This window comes from Thermochromatium tepidum ATCC 43061, assembly GCF_009664085.1.
In the GTDB taxonomy this organism is placed as follows: Bacteria; Pseudomonadota; Gammaproteobacteria; order Chromatiales; family Chromatiaceae; genus Thermochromatium; species Thermochromatium tepidum.
Window position 1 is genome coordinate 5,001 of sequence record NZ_CP039268.1, and the last position, 16,187, is coordinate 21,187.

A 16,187-nucleotide genomic window follows, 5' to 3' on the forward strand; every position below is an offset into this window, starting at 1 on the left:
TCTGAGTAGGTGAAGACCCGCGCGGTTGGAGCCGAGAGAGGTTGCAGTGACCAGGCCGCTGCGACTGTTTATTAAAAACACAGCACTCTGCCAACGCGTAAGCGGACGTATAGGGTGTGACGCCTGCCCGGTGCCGGAAGGTTAAGTGATGGGGTTATCCGTGAGGAGAAGCTCTTGATCGAAGCCCCGGTAAACGGCGGCCGTAACTATAACGGTCCTAAGGTAGCGAAATTCCTTGTCGGGTAAGTTCCGACCTGCACGAATGGCGTAACGATGGCGGCACTGTCTCCACCCGAGACTCAGTGAAATTGAATTCTCGGTTAAGATGCCGAGTTCCCGCGGCTAGACGGAAAGACCCCGTGAACCTTGACTATAGCTTTGCACTGGACGTTGAACCGACTTGTGTAGGATAGGTGGGAGGCTGCGAACCCCAAACGCCAGTTTGGGTGGAGCCGACCTTGAAATACCACCCTGGTTTGTTCGACGTTCTAACCTCGACCCGTGATCCGGGTCAGGGACCGTGCATGGTGGGTAGTTTGACTGGGGCGGTCTCCTCCCAAAGGGTAACGGAGGAGCACGAAGGTACCCTCAGGTTGGTCGGAAATCAACCCGCTGAGTGTAATGGCACAAGGGTGCTTAACTGCGAGACCGACACGTCGAGCAGGTACGAAAGTAGGTCATAGTGATCCGGTGGTTCTGAATGGAAGGGCCATCGCTCAACGGATAAAAGGTACTCCGGGGATAACAGGCTGATACCGCCCAAGAGTTCATATCGACGGCGGTGTTTGGCACCTCGATGTCGGCTCATCACATCCTGGGGCTGAAGTCGGTCCCAAGGGTATGGCTGTTCGCCATTTAAAGTGGTACGCGAGCTGGGTTTAGAACGTCGTGAGACAGTTCGGTCCCTATCTGCCGTGGGCGTTGGAGATTTGCGGGACGCTGCTCCTAGTACGAGAGGACCGGAGTGGACGGACCTCTGGTGTTCCGGTTGTCACGCCAGTGGCAGTGCCGGGTAGCTATGTCCGGACGGGATAACCGCTGAAAGCATCTAAGCGGGAAGCCCCTCCCAAGATCAGATCTCCCAAGGTACTCAAGACCTCTAAAGGTCCGTTGCAGACGACAACGTCGATAGGCGGGATGTGGAAGCGTGGCAACACGTGCAGCTAACCCGTACTAATTGACCGTGCGGCTTGACCATATAACACCCAAGCCCGTTTCCCTTACAGACTCACCGTTTCGCGGATCAGCGACCCCCAACCGCTGATCCCACCCTTCCCCTGGCGGCCATAGAGACTTGGAACCACCTGATCCCATCCCGAACTCAGACGTGAAACAAGCCTTCGCCGATCCTAGTCTGGGGCCTCCCCAGGCGAACCTAGGGCACCGCCAGGGACCCCTTCCCATGCCACTCTGCCCCCAAAGGGGGCAGTGTTTTTTATCCCATCATTAACCACACCGATCAAAATTCACTAGCGGCGCGAAGCTGTATCGGTGCCAGCGACAGGGACCAAGCCGGTCGATGGCCTCGAGATGCTCTCGGGTTGGATAGCCCTTGTGTTTGGCGAAGCCATAGCCAGGGCACTTGGCGTCCAGTTCGACCATGAAGCGGTCGCGTGCGACCTTGGCCAGGATGGAGGCCGCACCGATGGCGGGCACCAAGCCGTCACCGCCGACGATGGCCTCGGCCGCGATGTCCAGCTCCGGGTAGCGATTGCCGTCAATCAGCACCTTGATCGGGCGGAGCCGGAGCGATTCGACCGCACGGCGCATGGCTAGCAGCGTGGCCTGCAGGATATTGAGTCGGTCGATCTCCTCGACACTGGCCCAGGCGATCGACCAGGCGAGTGCCTGTTCCCGGATCAGCGGCTCCAGGCGCTCGCGGCGTGCGGGACTGAGTTTCTTGGAGTCACCGATGCCGACGATCGGGCGCGCTGGATCGAGGATGACCGCCGCCGCGCACACTGGACCGGCGAGCGGGCCGCGCCCAGCTTCGTCGACGCCAGCGATCAAATCCATGCTGGTCAATGTTTTACTCGTTTCGTAGTAGTCAAAAATGCTGAATACGCTGATAACCGTTTACGCCTGAATGTCGAGTAGCTCTAAGACGGCCCGTGCCGCGTTCGCGGCGGCATCGCGCCGCAATTCACGATGGATGCGATCATATTCGGTCTGGATCTCGGTAACGCGCTCGGGATCGTCCAGATAGGCGAGCAGGGCGGGGGCCAGACGCTCGGGCCGACAGTCCCCTTGCAGGAACTCGGGTGCAAGTGCGCGTCCGGCGAGCAGATTGGCCATGGCGATATAGGGCACCTTGACCAGCTTCAGCCACCTGACCAGATAATAGGTCAGAGGGTGTAGCCGATAGGCCACGACCATCGGGCGCTTGAGCAGCAGCGTCTCCAGCGTCGCGGTCCCCGAGGCGGTGAGTACGGCATCGGCGGCCGCGATGGCGTCGCGGCTGCGGCCATCGACCAGCGTGATCGGCAAGCCGGGGTCGAGTCGCTGCAATTCGGCCTCGAACAACGCCCGCAGCCGCGCATTGACCAGCGGCACGACGAAACGCAGCTCGGGCCGCGTCTGAAGACAGCGCCGCGCCGTAGCAATGAAGGGCGCCGCCAGCCGACGCATCTCGCCAGCGCGGCTCCCAGGCAGCAGGGCGATGACCGGCACATCCACCGAAAGTCCAAGCGCCGCACGCGCCTCGGCACGATCGACCTGGAGCGGAATCTCATCGGCCAGCGGATGACCGACATAGGTCGCCGGTACGCCATGCCGGCGCAGGAAGTCTTCCTCGAATGGAAAGATGCACAGCATCCGGTCGACTGCACGCCGGATCCACTTGACCCGCCCGGCGCGCCAGGCCCAAACGGTCGGACTGACCAGATGCACGGTCTTGATCCCGCGTTCGCGCAGCCGGCGCTCCAGCCCCAGATTGAAATCGGGCCCATCGACACCGATGAAGACCGCGGGCGGATGGGCGATGAAATGCTCCCGAAGCTGGCGGCGCAGACGCAGCAGTTCGGGCAGATGGGCCAGGACCTCGGTCAGGCCCATGACCGACAACCGCTCCATGTCGAACAGGGTCTCACAGCCGACCTCACGCATCCGTGGACCGGCCACGCCAATGAAGCACACCTCTGGATACTGGGCGCGGATCGCCTGCGCCAAGGCCGCCCCGAGCAGGTCGCCCGAGGGTTCATTGGCCACCAATCCAATGCAGATCGGGCGACCGGGGATGGCTGGATCGAGTGGGTGCATCGCCGTCAGCGCACCAACCCGCGTCCGGTCGTGCCGATGAACTCCACCAAGGGTTGGAGTTCGGGTACCGAAGCGGCCAGGGCGGCGATCCGGGCGCGCGCCTCGTCGAGCTTGAGATCGGCCAGATAGAGCAGGCGATAGGCGCGCCGGATGATCCGAATCACCTCAGGCGAAAAGCCGCGCCGCTTCAAACCCTCGGTGTTGATCCCATGCGGTGCGGCGGGGTGCCCGGCGACCACCACATAGGGTGGCACGTCGCGTGTCAGCACCGAGCCCATGGCACAGAAGGCGTGCGCACCGATGCGGCAGAATTGATGCACGATGGTAAAACCGCCGAGGATGGCCCAGTCCTGGATCTCGACATGCCCGCCCAGTGAGGCGGCATTGGCCAGGATCACCTGGTTCCCGATGCGACAGTCGTGGGCGACATGGGTATAGGCCATGAATAGGTTGTCGTCGCCGATCCGGGTAACGCCCTGGTCTTGGACTGTGCCGCGATGCAGGGTCGCGAACTCGCGCACCTGATTGCGATCGCCCATCTCCAGCCGGGTCAGCTCACCGCCGTATTTCTTGTCCTGTGGGTCCTCACCGACCGAGGCAAACTGAAAGATGCGATTGTCGCGCCCGATCCGGGTCGGGCCGCGCAGCACGGCATGGGGTCCGATCCAGGTGCCAGCGCCGATCTCGACCCCGGCCCCGATGATGGCAAAGGGGCCAACCTCGACCGAGGAATCGAGCTCAGCAGACGGATCGACCACGGCAGTAGGGTGGATCAAGCTTCGAAGTCCCGTGCCGTGCACATGATCTCGGCGCTCGCGACCAGCTTGTCGTCGACGCGCGCCTCGCCGTCGAACTTCCAGATCCCACGGCGCACTGGGCCTAACCGCACATCCAGGATGAGCTGATCGCCCGGTTCAACCGGACGCTTGAAGCGTGCCTGGTCGATACCGACGAAGTAATAGAGCGACCTTTCACCGATCAGGTCCGGACGCGAGGCCATGGCTAAGAGTCCGGTCGCCTGAGCCAGGGCCTCAACGATCAGCACACCGGGCATGACTGGGCGCACCGGGAAGTGGCCCATGAAAAAGGGTTCGTTGAAGGTGACATTCTTGAGTGCGATCAGATAATCATTAACCCTGTAGTCGATGACCCGATCGACCAGAAGAAAGGGATAGCGGTGTGGCAGAAGGCTTAGCACCTTATGAATATCCATCGTGGTCACGACGTCCTCCGAACGACCCGCGCACTGATCGGAAGTCTGTGGATTCGGATCTGATCCATCCATTAGGATGCCTCCTGCTCGCGTATTGCGTTCATATTGGTAATAAGGGTTTCAAGTTGCTTGACTCGGCGCGCTAGATCATCCAGGTGTCTGAAACGCACCACATTACGTCGCCAATCCGTGTTTGGCATGGCTGGTATCCCGCTGCTATAGACACCAGGGTCTTTGAACGACCGGGTGACCATGGCCATGCCGGTGAAGTGAACGTTGTCGCCGATCTCTAGATGTCCAGCCACGCCGACTGCTCCAGCGATGGTGCAGTGACGGCCGATGCGGGTCGAGCCGGAGATGCCGGTGTTGGCTGCCATAGCGGTGTGGTCGCCAATGACGACGTTGTGTCCGATCTGGATGTGGTTGTCGAGTTTGACCCCGTGGCCGATGACCGTATCGCCGATGGTGCCGCGGTCGACCGAGGTATTGGCGCCGACCTCGACATCGTCGCCGAGTACAGCACGCCCGATCTGGGGGATACGTACCCAGCGTTCGCCATCTTTCGCGAAGCCGAAACCCTCACGCCCGATCACCGCCCCTGGATGAATCAGGGCGCGCGCCCCGACCCGGGTCCCTGAACAGAGTGTCACGCGCGCCGTAAGGCGGCTATCGGCACCGACCTCGACCCCTTCGCCCAGGATACAGCCGGGGCCAACGAAGACACGTGGACCGATCACCACGCCGGCCTCCAGGACTGTCAGCGGCCCGATCCAAGCGGTCGGATCGACCGAAGCGGTCGGGTCGACCACGGCGGAGGGATGGATACCGCCGATGACCTCCGGCTCCGGATGCAGCAGACGCGCCGCGCGCGCGAAGGTCAGATAAGGGTTCTCGCTGAGCAGCACAGGCACTCGGGCATCGGCCGCGTCGGACTCCTTGAGGATCACGGCCGAGGCATGTGTCCCGGCCAGATGGACACGATAGGCCGGGTCACCAAGAAAGCTCAGGCTACCGGGTCCGGCGTTGTCGAGTGGGGCGATATGATCGACCATGACCCCGCCGTCGCCACGCAGGGGCACAGCGAGCCGCGCGGCGAGTTCACCGAGAGAGATCTGCATGGGTTGGGTCTCCAAAACCGGAGGAAACGGCACCGACGGTATCTAGCGCGGAGCCGAGGTGTCGGCACGCGGCCCGGAGTTCTTCTCGAACTCCTGCTTGAGCCGCTCAATCACTAGATCTGAGATGTCGATCCGAGGATTGGAATAGACCAGACCTTCGCTCAGGATCAGGTCGATCTTTTGTTCCTTGGCCAGCTCGACAACGACTTCTTGGACCTGGCGGCTGAGTTTGGTTCGCAGCTCGTTCTGGCGCAACGCGAAATAGTCCTGAAACTCATCGCGCGCATATTTGACCTTGCGCGTGCGACTGCGGATGTCATTCTGGAGTCGCTGGATCTCACTCTCGCTCATCAGTGGTCCGTCGCGTTCGAGCTGGCGTTGCAGGGCCGCGATTTGTTCCTGCTGTTCGCGCAGATCGCGCTCGCGCTCCTCGATCTCGCGCTGGAGCGCATCGCGCGCGGCCTCGTATTGGGGCGACTGCTCCACGACACGATTGGGATCGACTACGGCGATGCGATAGTCTGAGTCGGCAGACAGCACAGGTTGGGTCGCGACACCAAGGAGTGTGGTCGCCATGAACGTCCGGGTTAGTGTCTTCACGGACACCTCCATGGGCTAGAAGATCTGGCCGAATCCGAACTGGAAGACCTGGGTCTTGTCGCCGTCCTTCTCATTGAGCGGAATGGCGAAGCTAATCGACAGCGCCCCGACCGGCGAGAGCCAGGTCAGTGAGATGCCGGTCGAGTAGCGCAGGTCACCGAGGTCGAAGCCACTGTAGGTCAGCAGATTCGAGTCATAGGTGGACCAGACGTTGCCGAGGTCCAGGAAGGCGCCCAGACGCAGGGATTTCTCGAATTTCCCGCCGACCGGGGCCGGGGCAAAGAACTCGATACTACCAGTGAGCTTGAGGTTTCCGCCCACGGGGTCGTCGCTGCCGACCTCGCGCGGACCGAGCGTGTTGGCCTTCCAGCCACGTACCGAGCGCGGACCACCGGCATAGAAGTTCTCGAAGAAGGGCAGGTAGTTGGTCTCACCATAGCTGTCGCCATAGCCCAGATTGGTACTCAGCGCGACGATATAGCGCGAGGTCAGGGGGATGTAGAGCTGCTCATCGTAGCGGATCCGATAATAGTTGAGATCGCTTCCGGGGACCGTCACCTCAGCCTGGAGACTGCGCAAAGAGCCGCGGGTTGGAAAAATGGCCTTGTCGCGTGTATCGCGTGTATAGCTGGCGATGAGCGAGAAGTCGTTGAAGGTATTGCCGTTGTCGGCAGCGAACGCCTGGGCGATCTCGGACTCGCCAGCGGTGAAATCGGTGTATTGATAGTTAAACCCCAGCCCGGCACGGCTGTTGTCCGTGATGGGCAGACCGAAGTTCACCCCGGCGACCCCGACGTCGGTGGAGTAATCGGCACCGACCAGCTCGTCGTAGTCGGTCTCGCGATAGGAGAGGTTGAAACCACGGCTGATGCCATCGACCGTGTAATAGGGATTGGTGTAACCAAACTGATAGAGGGTGGTCGAACTGCTGTTGTTGAAGGCAACCACCACGCGCTTGCCGGTTCCGAGGAAATTGTTCTGAGTCACGCTGGCATTGAGCAGGATGCCGTCGGACTGCGAGAAACCGATACCGGCGGCCAGATTGCCGGCGGGTTTTTCTTTGACCTTGACCTTAACGTCGACCTGATCGGAGGACCCAGCAACGGCCGGCGTCTCGATCGCGACCTCTTCGAAGTAGCCCAGACGCTGCAAGCGTTCGCGCGACTTGCGTACCAGATCGGCTGAGAACCAGGCGGTCTCGAGCTGGCGCATCTCGCGGCGCAGCACCTCGTCGCGGGTGCGGGTGTTACCCTGCATCTCGACCCGGCGCACATAGACGCGCTTGCCGGCATCGACGAAGAAGGTGACGGCGACCTCGTGTTTCTCTTCGTCGATCTCGGGGATGGTGTTGACATTGGCGAAGGCATAGCCCTCGTCACCGAGCAGGTTGGAGATGCGCTCGGCGCTCTCGGTGACGAGCTTGCGCGAGAAGAACTCGCCTCGCTTGAGATGGATCAGTGGAAAGAGCCGTTCGGCCGGCAACGCGGGTGCGCCAGCGAGCTTGATGTCGCTGATCCGGAACGGCTGGCCTTCATCGATGGTGACTGTGATATAGATGTCCTTCTTGTCGGCGCTGATCGAGACCTGGGTCGACTTGACTTCGAACTTGATGTAGCCGCGGTCGAGATAGAAGGAACGCAACGACTCCAAATCAGCGGCGAGCTTCTGCTTGGAGTATTGGTCGTTCTTGGTATAAAAGGAATTCCAACGTGTCGGTCCCAGATCAAACTGCTTGCGCAATTCCTCGACCGGGAAGGACTTGTTACCGATGATGTTGATCTGTCTGATGCGCGCCGTCAGCCCCTCGATGATCTCGATATTGACTGCGACCCGGTTACGTTCCAGCGGCGAGACGGTCGACTGCACCACCACGCCGTACTTGCCGCGTGCGTAGTACTGCCGCTCCAGTTCCTGTTCAATGCGGTCCAGCACCGAGCGGTTGAAGACACGGCCTTTTTTGAGTCCGATGTCGGCCAGTGCGGTCTCGAGCGCCTTGGTCTCGATGTCCTTGTTGCCGCTGATCTTGATCTCGGCGATGGCCGGTCGTTCCCGGACCTGGATGACCAGCACATTGCCGTCGCGCTCAACCCGCACGTCATCAAAGAATCCAGTCTGATAGAGTGCCCGGATGATGCCGCCCGTCACGTCGTCACCGACGGTGTCGCCGACCTGGATCGGCAGATAGTTGAAGACTGTGCCCGGGGCGATGCGGCGCAGGCCCTCGACCCGGATGTCGGTGACCTGGAAGACCTCCGCGATGGCCGTGCCAGGCGCGCCAGCGGCAAGGGCGCAGAGCAGGAGCGCTCGCCAGGCGCCATGGCGGAATGACTGAGTTTTAGCGCGCAAGACGGTTTCCCCTGAATTGAAGCCGGATGTGCCGGGCGGCCGGCATCCAAGGCGCGCTAGTATAAGGGATGGGCTCGGATTAGCCCAATAGTCGCGACAGGTCAACGTAGAAGGCAAGGGTCATGAGCACGGCCAACAACACAAAGCCAACCTTCTGGCCCTGGATCATGGCCTCCTCGGAGAGCGGGCGGCCCTTGATCCATTCGATGAGATTGAACATCAGGTGTCCACCATCGAGCACCGGGATCGGCAGCAGGTTGAGGATGCCCAGACTGATGCTGACGACGGCCAGGAACTTGACGAAGGCGTTCAGACCCTGGCTGGCAGTGCGTCCGGCGTTCTCGGCGATACTGATCGGGCCGCTCAGGTTGTGGATCGAGGCCTCGCCGATCAGCATCCGGCCCATGACGCGCAGCATCAGGGCGCTCATCTCGTAGGTCTTACCGAATGCCAGCCCCAGGGCCTCGATCGGGCCGTGACTGACGCGCACCAGATAGTCTTCCATGAGATCCGCGCGCGCCTCGACCCCGGCACCGATGCGTCCAACCCTGCGTCCATCGGCGTCGAGAGCGCGTGGGATGAGTCTGATCTGCCGGAGCCCAACGTCCGGGCGCTCGACATCAAGGATGATCGGTATCTCGGGGCGTTCGCGCACCAGCTCCACCAGCTCGCGCCAGGAGCCGATCGGCCGGCCATCGGCAGCAATCACCCGATCGCCGATCTGTAGGCCGGCCTGTTCGGCGGGCTCGCCGGGCAGGATCTCGCCGATCACGGCCGGGAGGCTCGGGCGGTCTGGTGTGACGCCGAGGCGTGCCAACAGATCCGGCTCCTCGCTCAGACCGGCGACGGATTCGCGCGGGATCAGCCGATCACGGACCTGACCGGTGTCGTCGCGCACCTGGACGATCAGGTCGTTTCCATCCATGGCGGCGACCGTCAGGGCAAGCAGGGCGTTCTCCCAACTCTGGATCGGACGCTCGCCCACGGCCAGCAGTTCATCGCCGGGCCGAAACCCAGCCTCGGCGGCGACCGATGCGGGCTCCACAGTGCCGATGATGGGCCTAAGTTCGGTGTCGCCGACCATGAAGATCGCCCAGTAGGCGAGCACAGCAAACAATAGGTTGAACAGCGGACCTGCGACCACGATCGCCGAGCGTTTCCACAGCGCCTGGCGGTTGAAGGCGCGATCGAGTTCGGACTCAGGGATCGGCGCTTCGGCCTCGTGCTCGTCGAGCATCTTGACATAGCCGCCGAGCGGGATGGCGGCCAGGACGTATTCGGTGCGGTCGGCCCCGAGGCGCCAGGCGAGGAGCGGCCGTCCGAAGCCGATGGAAAAACGCAGCACCTTGACACCGAGCCGTTTGGCCGCCCAGAAGTGACCGTACTCATGCACGGTGATCAGGATTGCCAGGGCAACCAGAAAGGAGGCGAGGCTGAAGGGGATGTCCATGGGTCGAGCAAAACCTTGGATGCGCTGAACACTGGGTCTGGTATTTCAAGATGGGGACGCGCTAAGACCTCAGCAACCTGGGGTTAGCCGAGACGCGCCTCGATCAAATGTTCGGCCTGCTCGCGCGCGCGCCGATCGACCTCGAGCAGGAATTCAAGCCCCTGTCCCTCGACCGACTCGCACGGTAGTGCCTCTAGCGTCCCCTCGACCACGGCGGCGATGTCTAGGAAGTCGATGCGCCGATCGAGGAAGGCCGCGACCGCGATCTCATTGGCCGCGTTGAGCACGACTGGCGCCGTACCGCCGACCCGTGCCGACTCGAAGGCCAGGCGCAGACAGGGGAAGCGCGCGAAGTCCGGCGCCTGGAAATCCAGACGGGCCACGGCAAACAGATCAAGCGGCATCACACCCGAATCGATCCGCTCGGGCCAGCCCATCGCATGCGCGATCGGAGTGCGCATGTCGGGGTTGCCGAGCTGCGCCAGGACCGAGCCGTCCTCGTACTGGACCAGCGAGTGGATGACGCTCTGCGGATGCACCACGACCTGGATGTGGTCCGGATCCGTGCCGAACAGCCAGCAGGCCTCGATCACTTCGAGCCCCTTGTTCATCATGGTCGCCGAGTCGACCGAGATCTTGCGCCCCATGTCCCAGGTCGGATGGGCGCAGGCTTGCTCAGGGGTGACTGAAGACAGACGCTCCAGTGGCCAGTCGCGGAAGGGGCCGCCTGAGGCGGTCAGCAGGATGCGCCTCACCCCGACCCGCTCCAGACCGACGCTGAAGTTGGGCGGCAGACACTGGAAGATGGCATTGTGCTCGCTGTCGATCGGGAGCAGTTCGGCGCCGCTGTCGGCCACCGCCTGCATCAAGAGCGCCCCGGCGACGACCAGTGACTCCTTGTTGGCGAGCAACACGCGCTTGCCGGCGCGCGCGGCAGCCAGGGTCGGGCGCAGACCCGCCGCCCCGACGATCGCCGCCATGACATAGCCCACCTCGGGCAGGGCCGAGACCTGTTCGAGCCCCGCAATGCCGCTGAGGATCTCGGGGCGCCCGGGCAGGTCGGCCAGCAGTGATTCGAGACGCCGTGCGGCCTTGGGATCGACCAACACGGCGTATTTGGGCCGATGGCGGCGACACTGTTCGGCCAGACGTTCGGCGTCGGTGTTGGCGGTGAGGGCCACCGCGTAGAAACGATCCGGATGACGCGCCAGCACGTCCAGGGTGCTGACGCCGATGGAACCCGTGGCTCCAAGTACGGTTACGCCAATCACAGTGCTACTCCAGTCAGGTCAGGGCCCAGGTCATGCCCAGGGAATAGAGTGGGGCAGCCGCCGTCAGGCTGTCGATACGATCGAGCAGACCGCCATGGCCGGGCAAGAGTTGGCTGACGTCCTTCAATCGGCGCTGGCGTTTGAGCAGGCTCTCGTAGAGATCGCCGATGATCGACAGCATGGCGACCAAGAGACACAGCATCACGACGGCCAAGGCACCAAGCGGCGCCAGACCAAGCCAGACGGCGATCAGCACACCGACCAGCGCGGCCCCGATCAGGGCGCCCTGGACACCGGCCCAGGTCTTACCCGGGCTGAGCGCGGGGGCGAGCTTGGTCCGACCCCAACGTTGCCCACTGAAATAGGCAACTGAATCGACCGTCGCGATCAGGATCAGGAGCGATAGCACCAGACCAGGGCCACGGGATTCGATCCGGTGCAGACTCAACAGGGCTGCCCAGGTCGAGGTCAGGATCAGCAATCCGGTGACCAGCAACCAGGGACGCAGTCCCTCGACAAACTCGACGTGCTGGATACGGGGAATGATCAGACTCTGTACGATCCACCAGATCAGGCTGGCCAGCAACAGCAGTGGCCAACTCAAGGCGGACCAGTGCCAGAGAGCCGCCAATACGGCGGCGATGAATGCCAGATAGAAGCGGCGCCCGGCCGGTTCGCGGAGACCGGCCAGAACGCACCACTCCCAAGCGGCGACGAGCATTGCGAAACTCAGAAAGAGCGCGAAGGCCCAGTTGGGCAACAACACGATCCCAACCACGAGCGGCACGAGCCAGAGCACGGTCTGGGTGCGGTGTCGCAGATTGTTGGCAACAGGCGAGGAGCTATCCGACACAGGCATCGACCAGGGTCAGGCGTCTGTCCTCGACTTGCTCGCCGGTGAGCCCGAAGCGACGCTGACGCCGGGCATAGTCGTCGAGTGCCTCGCCATAGGCCGCGGCATCGAAGTCCGGCCAGAACAGGTGCGAAAAATACAGCTCGGAATAGGCCGACTGCCAGAGGATGAAGTTGCTCAGACGCTGCTCACCGCCGGTACGGATGAAGAGATCCGGTTCGGGCAGGTCGGCGAATGACAGACGCTCGGCCAGGCAGTGTTCGTCGATTTGACTCGGATCGAGCCGTCCAGCCTGGACCTCGAGCGCCAGCCGCCGCGCCGCCTGGACGATGTCCCAGCGTCCACCGTAATTAGCAGCGACCTGGAGATAGAGCCGGGTGTTTTGGGCCGTCAGTGCCTCGACCTCGGCGATGCGGCGCTGGAGCTTCTCGGGAAAGGCGCTCCGCTCGCCGAGGATGCGCAACCGGATCCCGTTTTCGTGTAGCCGCCTGGCCTCGGTGCGTAGCGCGCTCATAAAGAGCTCCATGAGCACATTGACCTCAACGCGCGGTCGACGCCAGTTCTCACTGCTGAACGCAAACAGTGTCACGACCTCGATGCCTCGGCGCACGCTCTCCTCGACCACGGCGCGCACACTCTTGACACCCTCGCGATGGCCGGCCGTGCGCGGCAACCCGCGCTGCCTGGCCCAACGGCCGTTGCCATCCATGATAATGGCGACATGCCGTGGCAGCCGCGAAAGGGCGATGTCTGAATCGGTTTCCACGATGAATTCGGATAGGGTCTTGACGCGCAAGCCTTAGATGGACATCAGGTCCTGTTCCTTCTCGGCCAACACGGCGTCGATTTCCTTGATGTACTGATCGGTGAGCCTCTGCACGATCTCCTGGCCGCGACGTTCGTCGTCTTCGGAGATCTCCTTCTCCTTGACGAGATCCTTGAGGGTCTGATTGGCGTCGCGGCGGATGTTGCGTACCGCCACGCGCGCCTGTTCGGCCTCGTGGCGCGCAATCTTGATCAGATCGCGCCGGCGCTCCTCGGTCAGGGGCGGCATGGGCACACGGATGGCAGTCCCTGCGGTGTTGGGGTTGAGCCCGAGATCGGACTGTATGATCGCCTTTTCGACCGCCTGGACCATGTTGCGCTCCCAGGGTGTGACCAGCAGGGTGCGCGCATCCTCGGCGTTGATGTTGGCGACCTGGCGGATCGGTACCTCCTGCCCATAGTAAGAGACCAGGATGTGGTCGAGCAGCGAGGGGTGGGCGCGTCCGGTGCGAATCTTGGCCAGTTCGTGGGTGAGCGCCTCGACGGTCTTGGCCATACGCTCAGCGGTGTCTTGCTTGATATCGTCGATCATGATGTCAGTTTCCGCTTACGACCAGTGAACCGACGTCCTCGCCGGCCATGAGACGGGACAGGGCGTTCGGTTCGTTGATGTTCATGACCCGCAGGGGCATGGCGTGATCGCGGCACAGCACGATCGCGGTGGCGTCCATCACCCCAAGCCCCTCGCGTAGGGCCTGATCATAGCTGAGTCGGGGGTAGAAGATGGCGTTCGGATCCTTCACCGGATCGGCGGAATAGACCCCATCGACCTTGGTGGCCTTGATCAGCAGGTCAGCCCCAATCTCGATGGCCCGCAGACCGGCCGCCGAGTCGGTGGTGAAGAAGGGATTGCCGGTACCGCCGGCAAAGATCACCACGCGCCCCAGCTCCAGATGACGCACGGCGCGAAGGTGGTTGTAGTCCTCGCAGACCCGATCGATCGGCAGCGCCGACATCACGCGCGTCGGCACCGACATCCGCTCGAGCATGTCGCGCATGGCCAGGGCGTTCATCACCGTGGCGAGCATCCCGATCTGATCGCCCGTGACCCGATCTAGGCCGCGCGCCGCCAACCCGGCACCGCGAAAGATGTTGCCGCCCCCAATCACGAGCGCAACCTGGACACCTGAAGCGATCAGGTCGCGGATATCGCCCGCGAGCCGTTCCAGGACGTCCGGATCGATACCATGGTCGCCCGCGCCCATCAGCGCCTCGCCACTGAGTTTGAGCAGGATGCGTCGATACGCAGGAGCGGTCATGGCCGCGGGCCTCGTGGTGATGTGACTCGTGGTGATGTGATCGGATGGGCGGCAGGATACCGTAACGGCTCAGCTGCCGCGAACCTGCGCCATGACCTCTTCGGCGAAGTTCTCGACCTTCTTCTCGATCCCCTCGCCGACCTCCAGGCGCATGAAGCGACGCACCTCAGCGCCGGCCTGCTTGAGCAGCTGGGCGACGGTCTGGTCGGGGTTCTTGACAAAGGGCTGACCGAGCAGGGTGACTTCTTCCAGGAACTTGCGCACCCGGCCCTCGATCATCTTCTCGACGATCGCCTCGGGCTTGCCGCTGCCGAGCGCCTGGGCCCTGAAGATCTCGCGCTCCTTGTCCAGGGTCGCGGCCGGCACCTGATCGGCGCTGATGCACATCGGGTTGCTGGCGGCGATGTGCATGGCGATGTCGCGACCGAGCGTCTCGTCGCCGGCGACCAGCTCGACCAGCACACCGATGCGCACACCATGACGATAGCTGTAGAGCACACCCTCGGCGCCGTCGAAGCGCACCAGACGACGCACCTGGATGTTCTCACCGATCTTGGCGATCAGGGCCTCACGGGCGGCATCGACGGTATTACCGTCGGCCAGGGTCTGGCTGGCCAGTGCCTCGGCATCGGCTACGCCGCTGCTGAGCGCGGCAACGGTGACGGCCTCGGCGAAGGCCAGAAAGTTGGAGTCCTTGGCCACGAAGTCGGTCTCGCAGTTGATCTCGACCATGACGCCCTGTTTGCCGTCTTCGGCAATCCGGATCATGACCACGCCCTCGGCGGTAGTGCGTCCGGACTTCTTGGCGGCCTTCGCCTGACCGGACTTGCGCATGGCCTCGATGGCGGCCTCGATGTCTCCATTGGCTTCCACGAGCGCGGCCTTGCACTCCATCATGCCAGCGCCGGTGCGTTCGCGTAGTTCCTTGACCAATGCGGCTGTAATCGCCATGACTAGAACACCTCGTCGACCCACTTGGGGTCTGCTTGAATTCGGATATGAAGAGTCGCCGCATCGAGCGGCGTCTCTGAAGAACTGGATCGGCTGAGACGGGCGGCGCACCCCGTCTGCTCGGGGCGAGGCGCGCGGGCGATCACGCCTCGACCTGAGCCTGGTCCTGGATGACGTCCGAACCACGGCCCACCATGGCGGCGGCGGTATTGCGCCCATCGAGGATGGCGTCGGCGGCACCGGCGATATAAAGCCGCACGGCGCGGATGGCATCGTCGTTGCCGGGGATGACATAGTCGACATTGCTCGGGTCGTTGTTGGTGTCGACCACGCCGACGACGGGGATGCCAAGCTTATTGGCCTCGCTCACGGCGATCTTCTCGTGACCGACGTCGATGACGAACATGGCGTCCGGCAGGGCATCCATGTCCTTGATCCCACCGAGACTCAGCTCGAGCTTGTCGCGCTCGCGCGCCAGACCTAGGGCTTCCTTCTTGTTGAAACGCTCGATGGTACCGCTCTCGAACATGGCCTCCAGGTCTTTCAGACGCTTGACCGACTGACGGATGGTCTTGAAGTTGGTGAGCATGCCGCCAAGCCAGCGATGGTTGACATAGGGCATGCCACAACGCTCGGCCTCTTCCCGGATGGCGTCACGCGCGGCGCGCTTGGTGCCGACGAAGAGGATCTTGCCGCCGTTGGCCGCCAAGGTGCCCATGAAATTCACGGCCTCCTGGTAGAGCGGCAGGGTCTTTTCGAGGTTGATGATGTGAATCTTGTTGCGCTGCCCGAAGATAAAGGCCCCCATCTTGGGGTTCCAGTAACGGGTCTGGTGGCCGAAATGGACGCCGGCCTCCAGCATCTGGCGCATGGTGACGTTGCTCACGATCTTTGGCTTCCTTAAGGATAATGATTGGGTTGGACCTCCACGCACCCCAGGCGACAACCCGCGTCAATGGGCACCCAGTCATCTGTGACGGCGCGTGTGTGGATGGATCAGGGCGTCTATCGATCTTTGCGATCAAGACAGACGGGCCTGGCCG

The 16,187-nt window shown here is 62.7% G+C and carries 15 protein-coding genes and 2 rRNA genes (1 of these 17 only partly in view); 2 read left to right on the forward strand and 15 right to left on the reverse strand.

Going from position 1 to position 16,187, the window contains the following annotated elements; genetic code table 11:
* Window positions 1–1,198: ribosomal RNA gene (locus E6P07_RS00025) — 23S ribosomal RNA — on the forward strand (it extends 1,694 nt beyond the left edge of the window).
* 78 nt (window positions 1,199–1,276) lie between these two features.
* Window positions 1,277–1,392: ribosomal RNA gene (gene rrf / locus E6P07_RS00030) — 5S ribosomal RNA — on the forward strand.
* Between the two features lie 54 nt (window positions 1,393–1,446).
* Here rrf and rnhB read toward each other — a convergent pair.
* From rnhB to rpsB, 15 genes are all read right to left on the reverse strand, one after another.
* Complete coding sequence (gene rnhB / locus E6P07_RS00035) at window positions 1,447–2,016, reverse strand: ribonuclease HII (RefSeq protein WP_153973723.1); 570 nt, start codon at window positions 2,014–2,016, stop codon at window positions 1,447–1,449.
* Window positions 2,017–2,076: 60 nt separating this feature from the next.
* Window positions 2,077–3,258, reverse strand: coding sequence for a lipid-A-disaccharide synthase (lpxB, locus tag E6P07_RS00040; protein ID WP_153973724.1), 1,182 nt, complete (start codon window positions 3,256–3,258; stop codon window positions 2,077–2,079).
* A gap of 5 nt (window positions 3,259–3,263) precedes the next feature.
* Entirely contained in the window at window positions 3,264–4,034 is a 771-nt protein-coding gene (gene lpxA / locus E6P07_RS00045; protein WP_153973725.1) for an acyl-ACP--UDP-N-acetylglucosamine O-acyltransferase, read from the reverse strand.
* Window positions 4,031–4,543: a 3-hydroxyacyl-ACP dehydratase FabZ gene (gene fabZ, locus E6P07_RS00050; protein WP_153973726.1), complete on the reverse strand. Its 513-nt coding sequence runs from the start codon at window positions 4,541–4,543 to the stop codon at window positions 4,031–4,033. The genes lpxA and fabZ overlap by 4 nt, the downstream gene beginning before the upstream one ends.
* A complete protein-coding gene (lpxD, locus tag E6P07_RS00055; RefSeq protein ID WP_153973727.1) occupies window positions 4,543–5,589 on the reverse strand; it encodes a UDP-3-O-(3-hydroxymyristoyl)glucosamine N-acyltransferase in 1,047 nt (348 codons plus the stop codon). Before lpxD ends, fabZ begins: the two co-directional genes overlap by 1 nt.
* Before the next feature lie 42 nt (window positions 5,590–5,631).
* The gene (locus E6P07_RS00060; protein ID WP_153976093.1) at window positions 5,632–6,165 is read right to left on the reverse strand and encodes an OmpH/Skp family outer membrane protein; all 534 of its coding nucleotides are present in this window, start codon (window positions 6,163–6,165) and stop codon (window positions 5,632–5,634) included.
* A gap of 39 nt (window positions 6,166–6,204) precedes the next feature.
* On the reverse strand, window positions 6,205–8,535 hold the full coding sequence (gene bamA, locus E6P07_RS00065) for an outer membrane protein assembly factor BamA (protein ID WP_153973728.1): 2,331 nt from the start codon (window positions 8,533–8,535) through the stop codon (window positions 6,205–6,207).
* Between the two features lie 79 nt (window positions 8,536–8,614).
* Window positions 8,615–9,985: an RIP metalloprotease RseP gene (gene rseP / locus E6P07_RS00070; protein ID WP_153973729.1), complete on the reverse strand. Its 1,371-nt coding sequence runs from the start codon at window positions 9,983–9,985 to the stop codon at window positions 8,615–8,617.
* A gap of 83 nt (window positions 9,986–10,068) precedes the next feature.
* Complete coding sequence (gene ispC, locus E6P07_RS00075) at window positions 10,069–11,256, reverse strand: 1-deoxy-D-xylulose-5-phosphate reductoisomerase (RefSeq protein ID WP_153973730.1); 1,188 nt, start codon at window positions 11,254–11,256, stop codon at window positions 10,069–10,071.
* Between the two features lie 13 nt (window positions 11,257–11,269).
* Window positions 11,270–12,115, reverse strand: a complete 846-nt coding sequence (locus E6P07_RS00080) for a phosphatidate cytidylyltransferase (RefSeq protein WP_170286773.1) — start codon at window positions 12,113–12,115, stop codon at window positions 11,270–11,272.
* Window positions 12,099–12,875, reverse strand: coding sequence for a polyprenyl diphosphate synthase (gene uppS, locus E6P07_RS00085; protein ID WP_281346820.1), 777 nt, complete (start codon window positions 12,873–12,875; stop codon window positions 12,099–12,101). Before uppS ends, E6P07_RS00080 begins: the two co-directional genes overlap by 17 nt.
* A 33-nt stretch (window positions 12,876–12,908) precedes the next feature.
* A complete protein-coding gene (gene frr, locus E6P07_RS00090; protein WP_153973732.1) occupies window positions 12,909–13,466 on the reverse strand; it encodes a ribosome recycling factor in 558 nt (185 codons plus the stop codon).
* Window positions 13,467–13,470: 4 nt separating this feature from the next.
* Entirely contained in the window at window positions 13,471–14,193 is a 723-nt protein-coding gene (pyrH, locus tag E6P07_RS00095) for a UMP kinase (protein ID WP_153973733.1), read from the reverse strand.
* 69 nt (window positions 14,194–14,262) lie between these two features.
* Window positions 14,263–15,144: a translation elongation factor Ts gene (gene tsf, locus E6P07_RS00100; RefSeq protein ID WP_153973734.1), complete on the reverse strand. Its 882-nt coding sequence runs from the start codon at window positions 15,142–15,144 to the stop codon at window positions 14,263–14,265.
* Window positions 15,145–15,286: 142 nt separating this feature from the next.
* Window positions 15,287–16,015, reverse strand: coding sequence for a 30S ribosomal protein S2 (rpsB, locus tag E6P07_RS00105; protein ID WP_211363176.1), 729 nt, complete (start codon window positions 16,013–16,015; stop codon window positions 15,287–15,289).
* Window positions 16,016–16,187 lie beyond the last annotated feature (172 nt).

Bases quoted from the DNA above. Each gene is read 5' to 3' on its own strand.
- E6P07_RS00080 (WP_170286773.1), bottom strand. From the start codon at position 12,115: ATGCCTGTGTCGGATAGCTCCTCGCCTGTTGCCAACAATCTGCGACAC.
- pyrH (WP_153973733.1), bottom strand. From the start codon at position 14,193: ATGACCGCTCCTGCGTATCGACGCATCCTGCTCAAACTCAGTGGCGAG.
- rseP (WP_153973729.1), bottom strand. From the start codon at position 9,985: ATGGACATCCCCTTCAGCCTCGCCTCCTTTCTGGTTGCCCTGGCAATC.
- lpxB (WP_153973724.1), bottom strand. From the start codon at position 3,258: ATGCACCCACTCGATCCAGCCATCCCCGGTCGCCCGATCTGCATTGGA.
- tsf (WP_153973734.1), bottom strand. From the start codon at position 15,144: ATGGCGATTACAGCCGCATTGGTCAAGGAACTACGCGAACGCACCGGC.
- lpxD (WP_153973727.1), bottom strand. From the start codon at position 5,589: ATGCAGATCTCTCTCGGTGAACTCGCCGCGCGGCTCGCTGTGCCCCTG.
- fabZ (WP_153973726.1), bottom strand. From the start codon at position 4,543: ATGGATGGATCAGATCCGAATCCACAGACTTCCGATCAGTGCGCGGGT.
- frr (WP_153973732.1), bottom strand. From the start codon at position 13,466: ATGATCGACGATATCAAGCAAGACACCGCTGAGCGTATGGCCAAGACC.
- E6P07_RS00060 (WP_153976093.1), bottom strand. From the start codon at position 6,165: ATGGCGACCACACTCCTTGGTGTCGCGACCCAACCTGTGCTGTCTGCC.
- rpsB (WP_211363176.1), bottom strand. From the start codon at position 16,015: ATGCGCCAGATGCTGGAGGCCGGCGTCCATTTCGGCCACCAGACCCGT.
- rnhB (WP_153973723.1), bottom strand. From the start codon at position 2,016: ATGGATTTGATCGCTGGCGTCGACGAAGCTGGGCGCGGCCCGCTCGCC.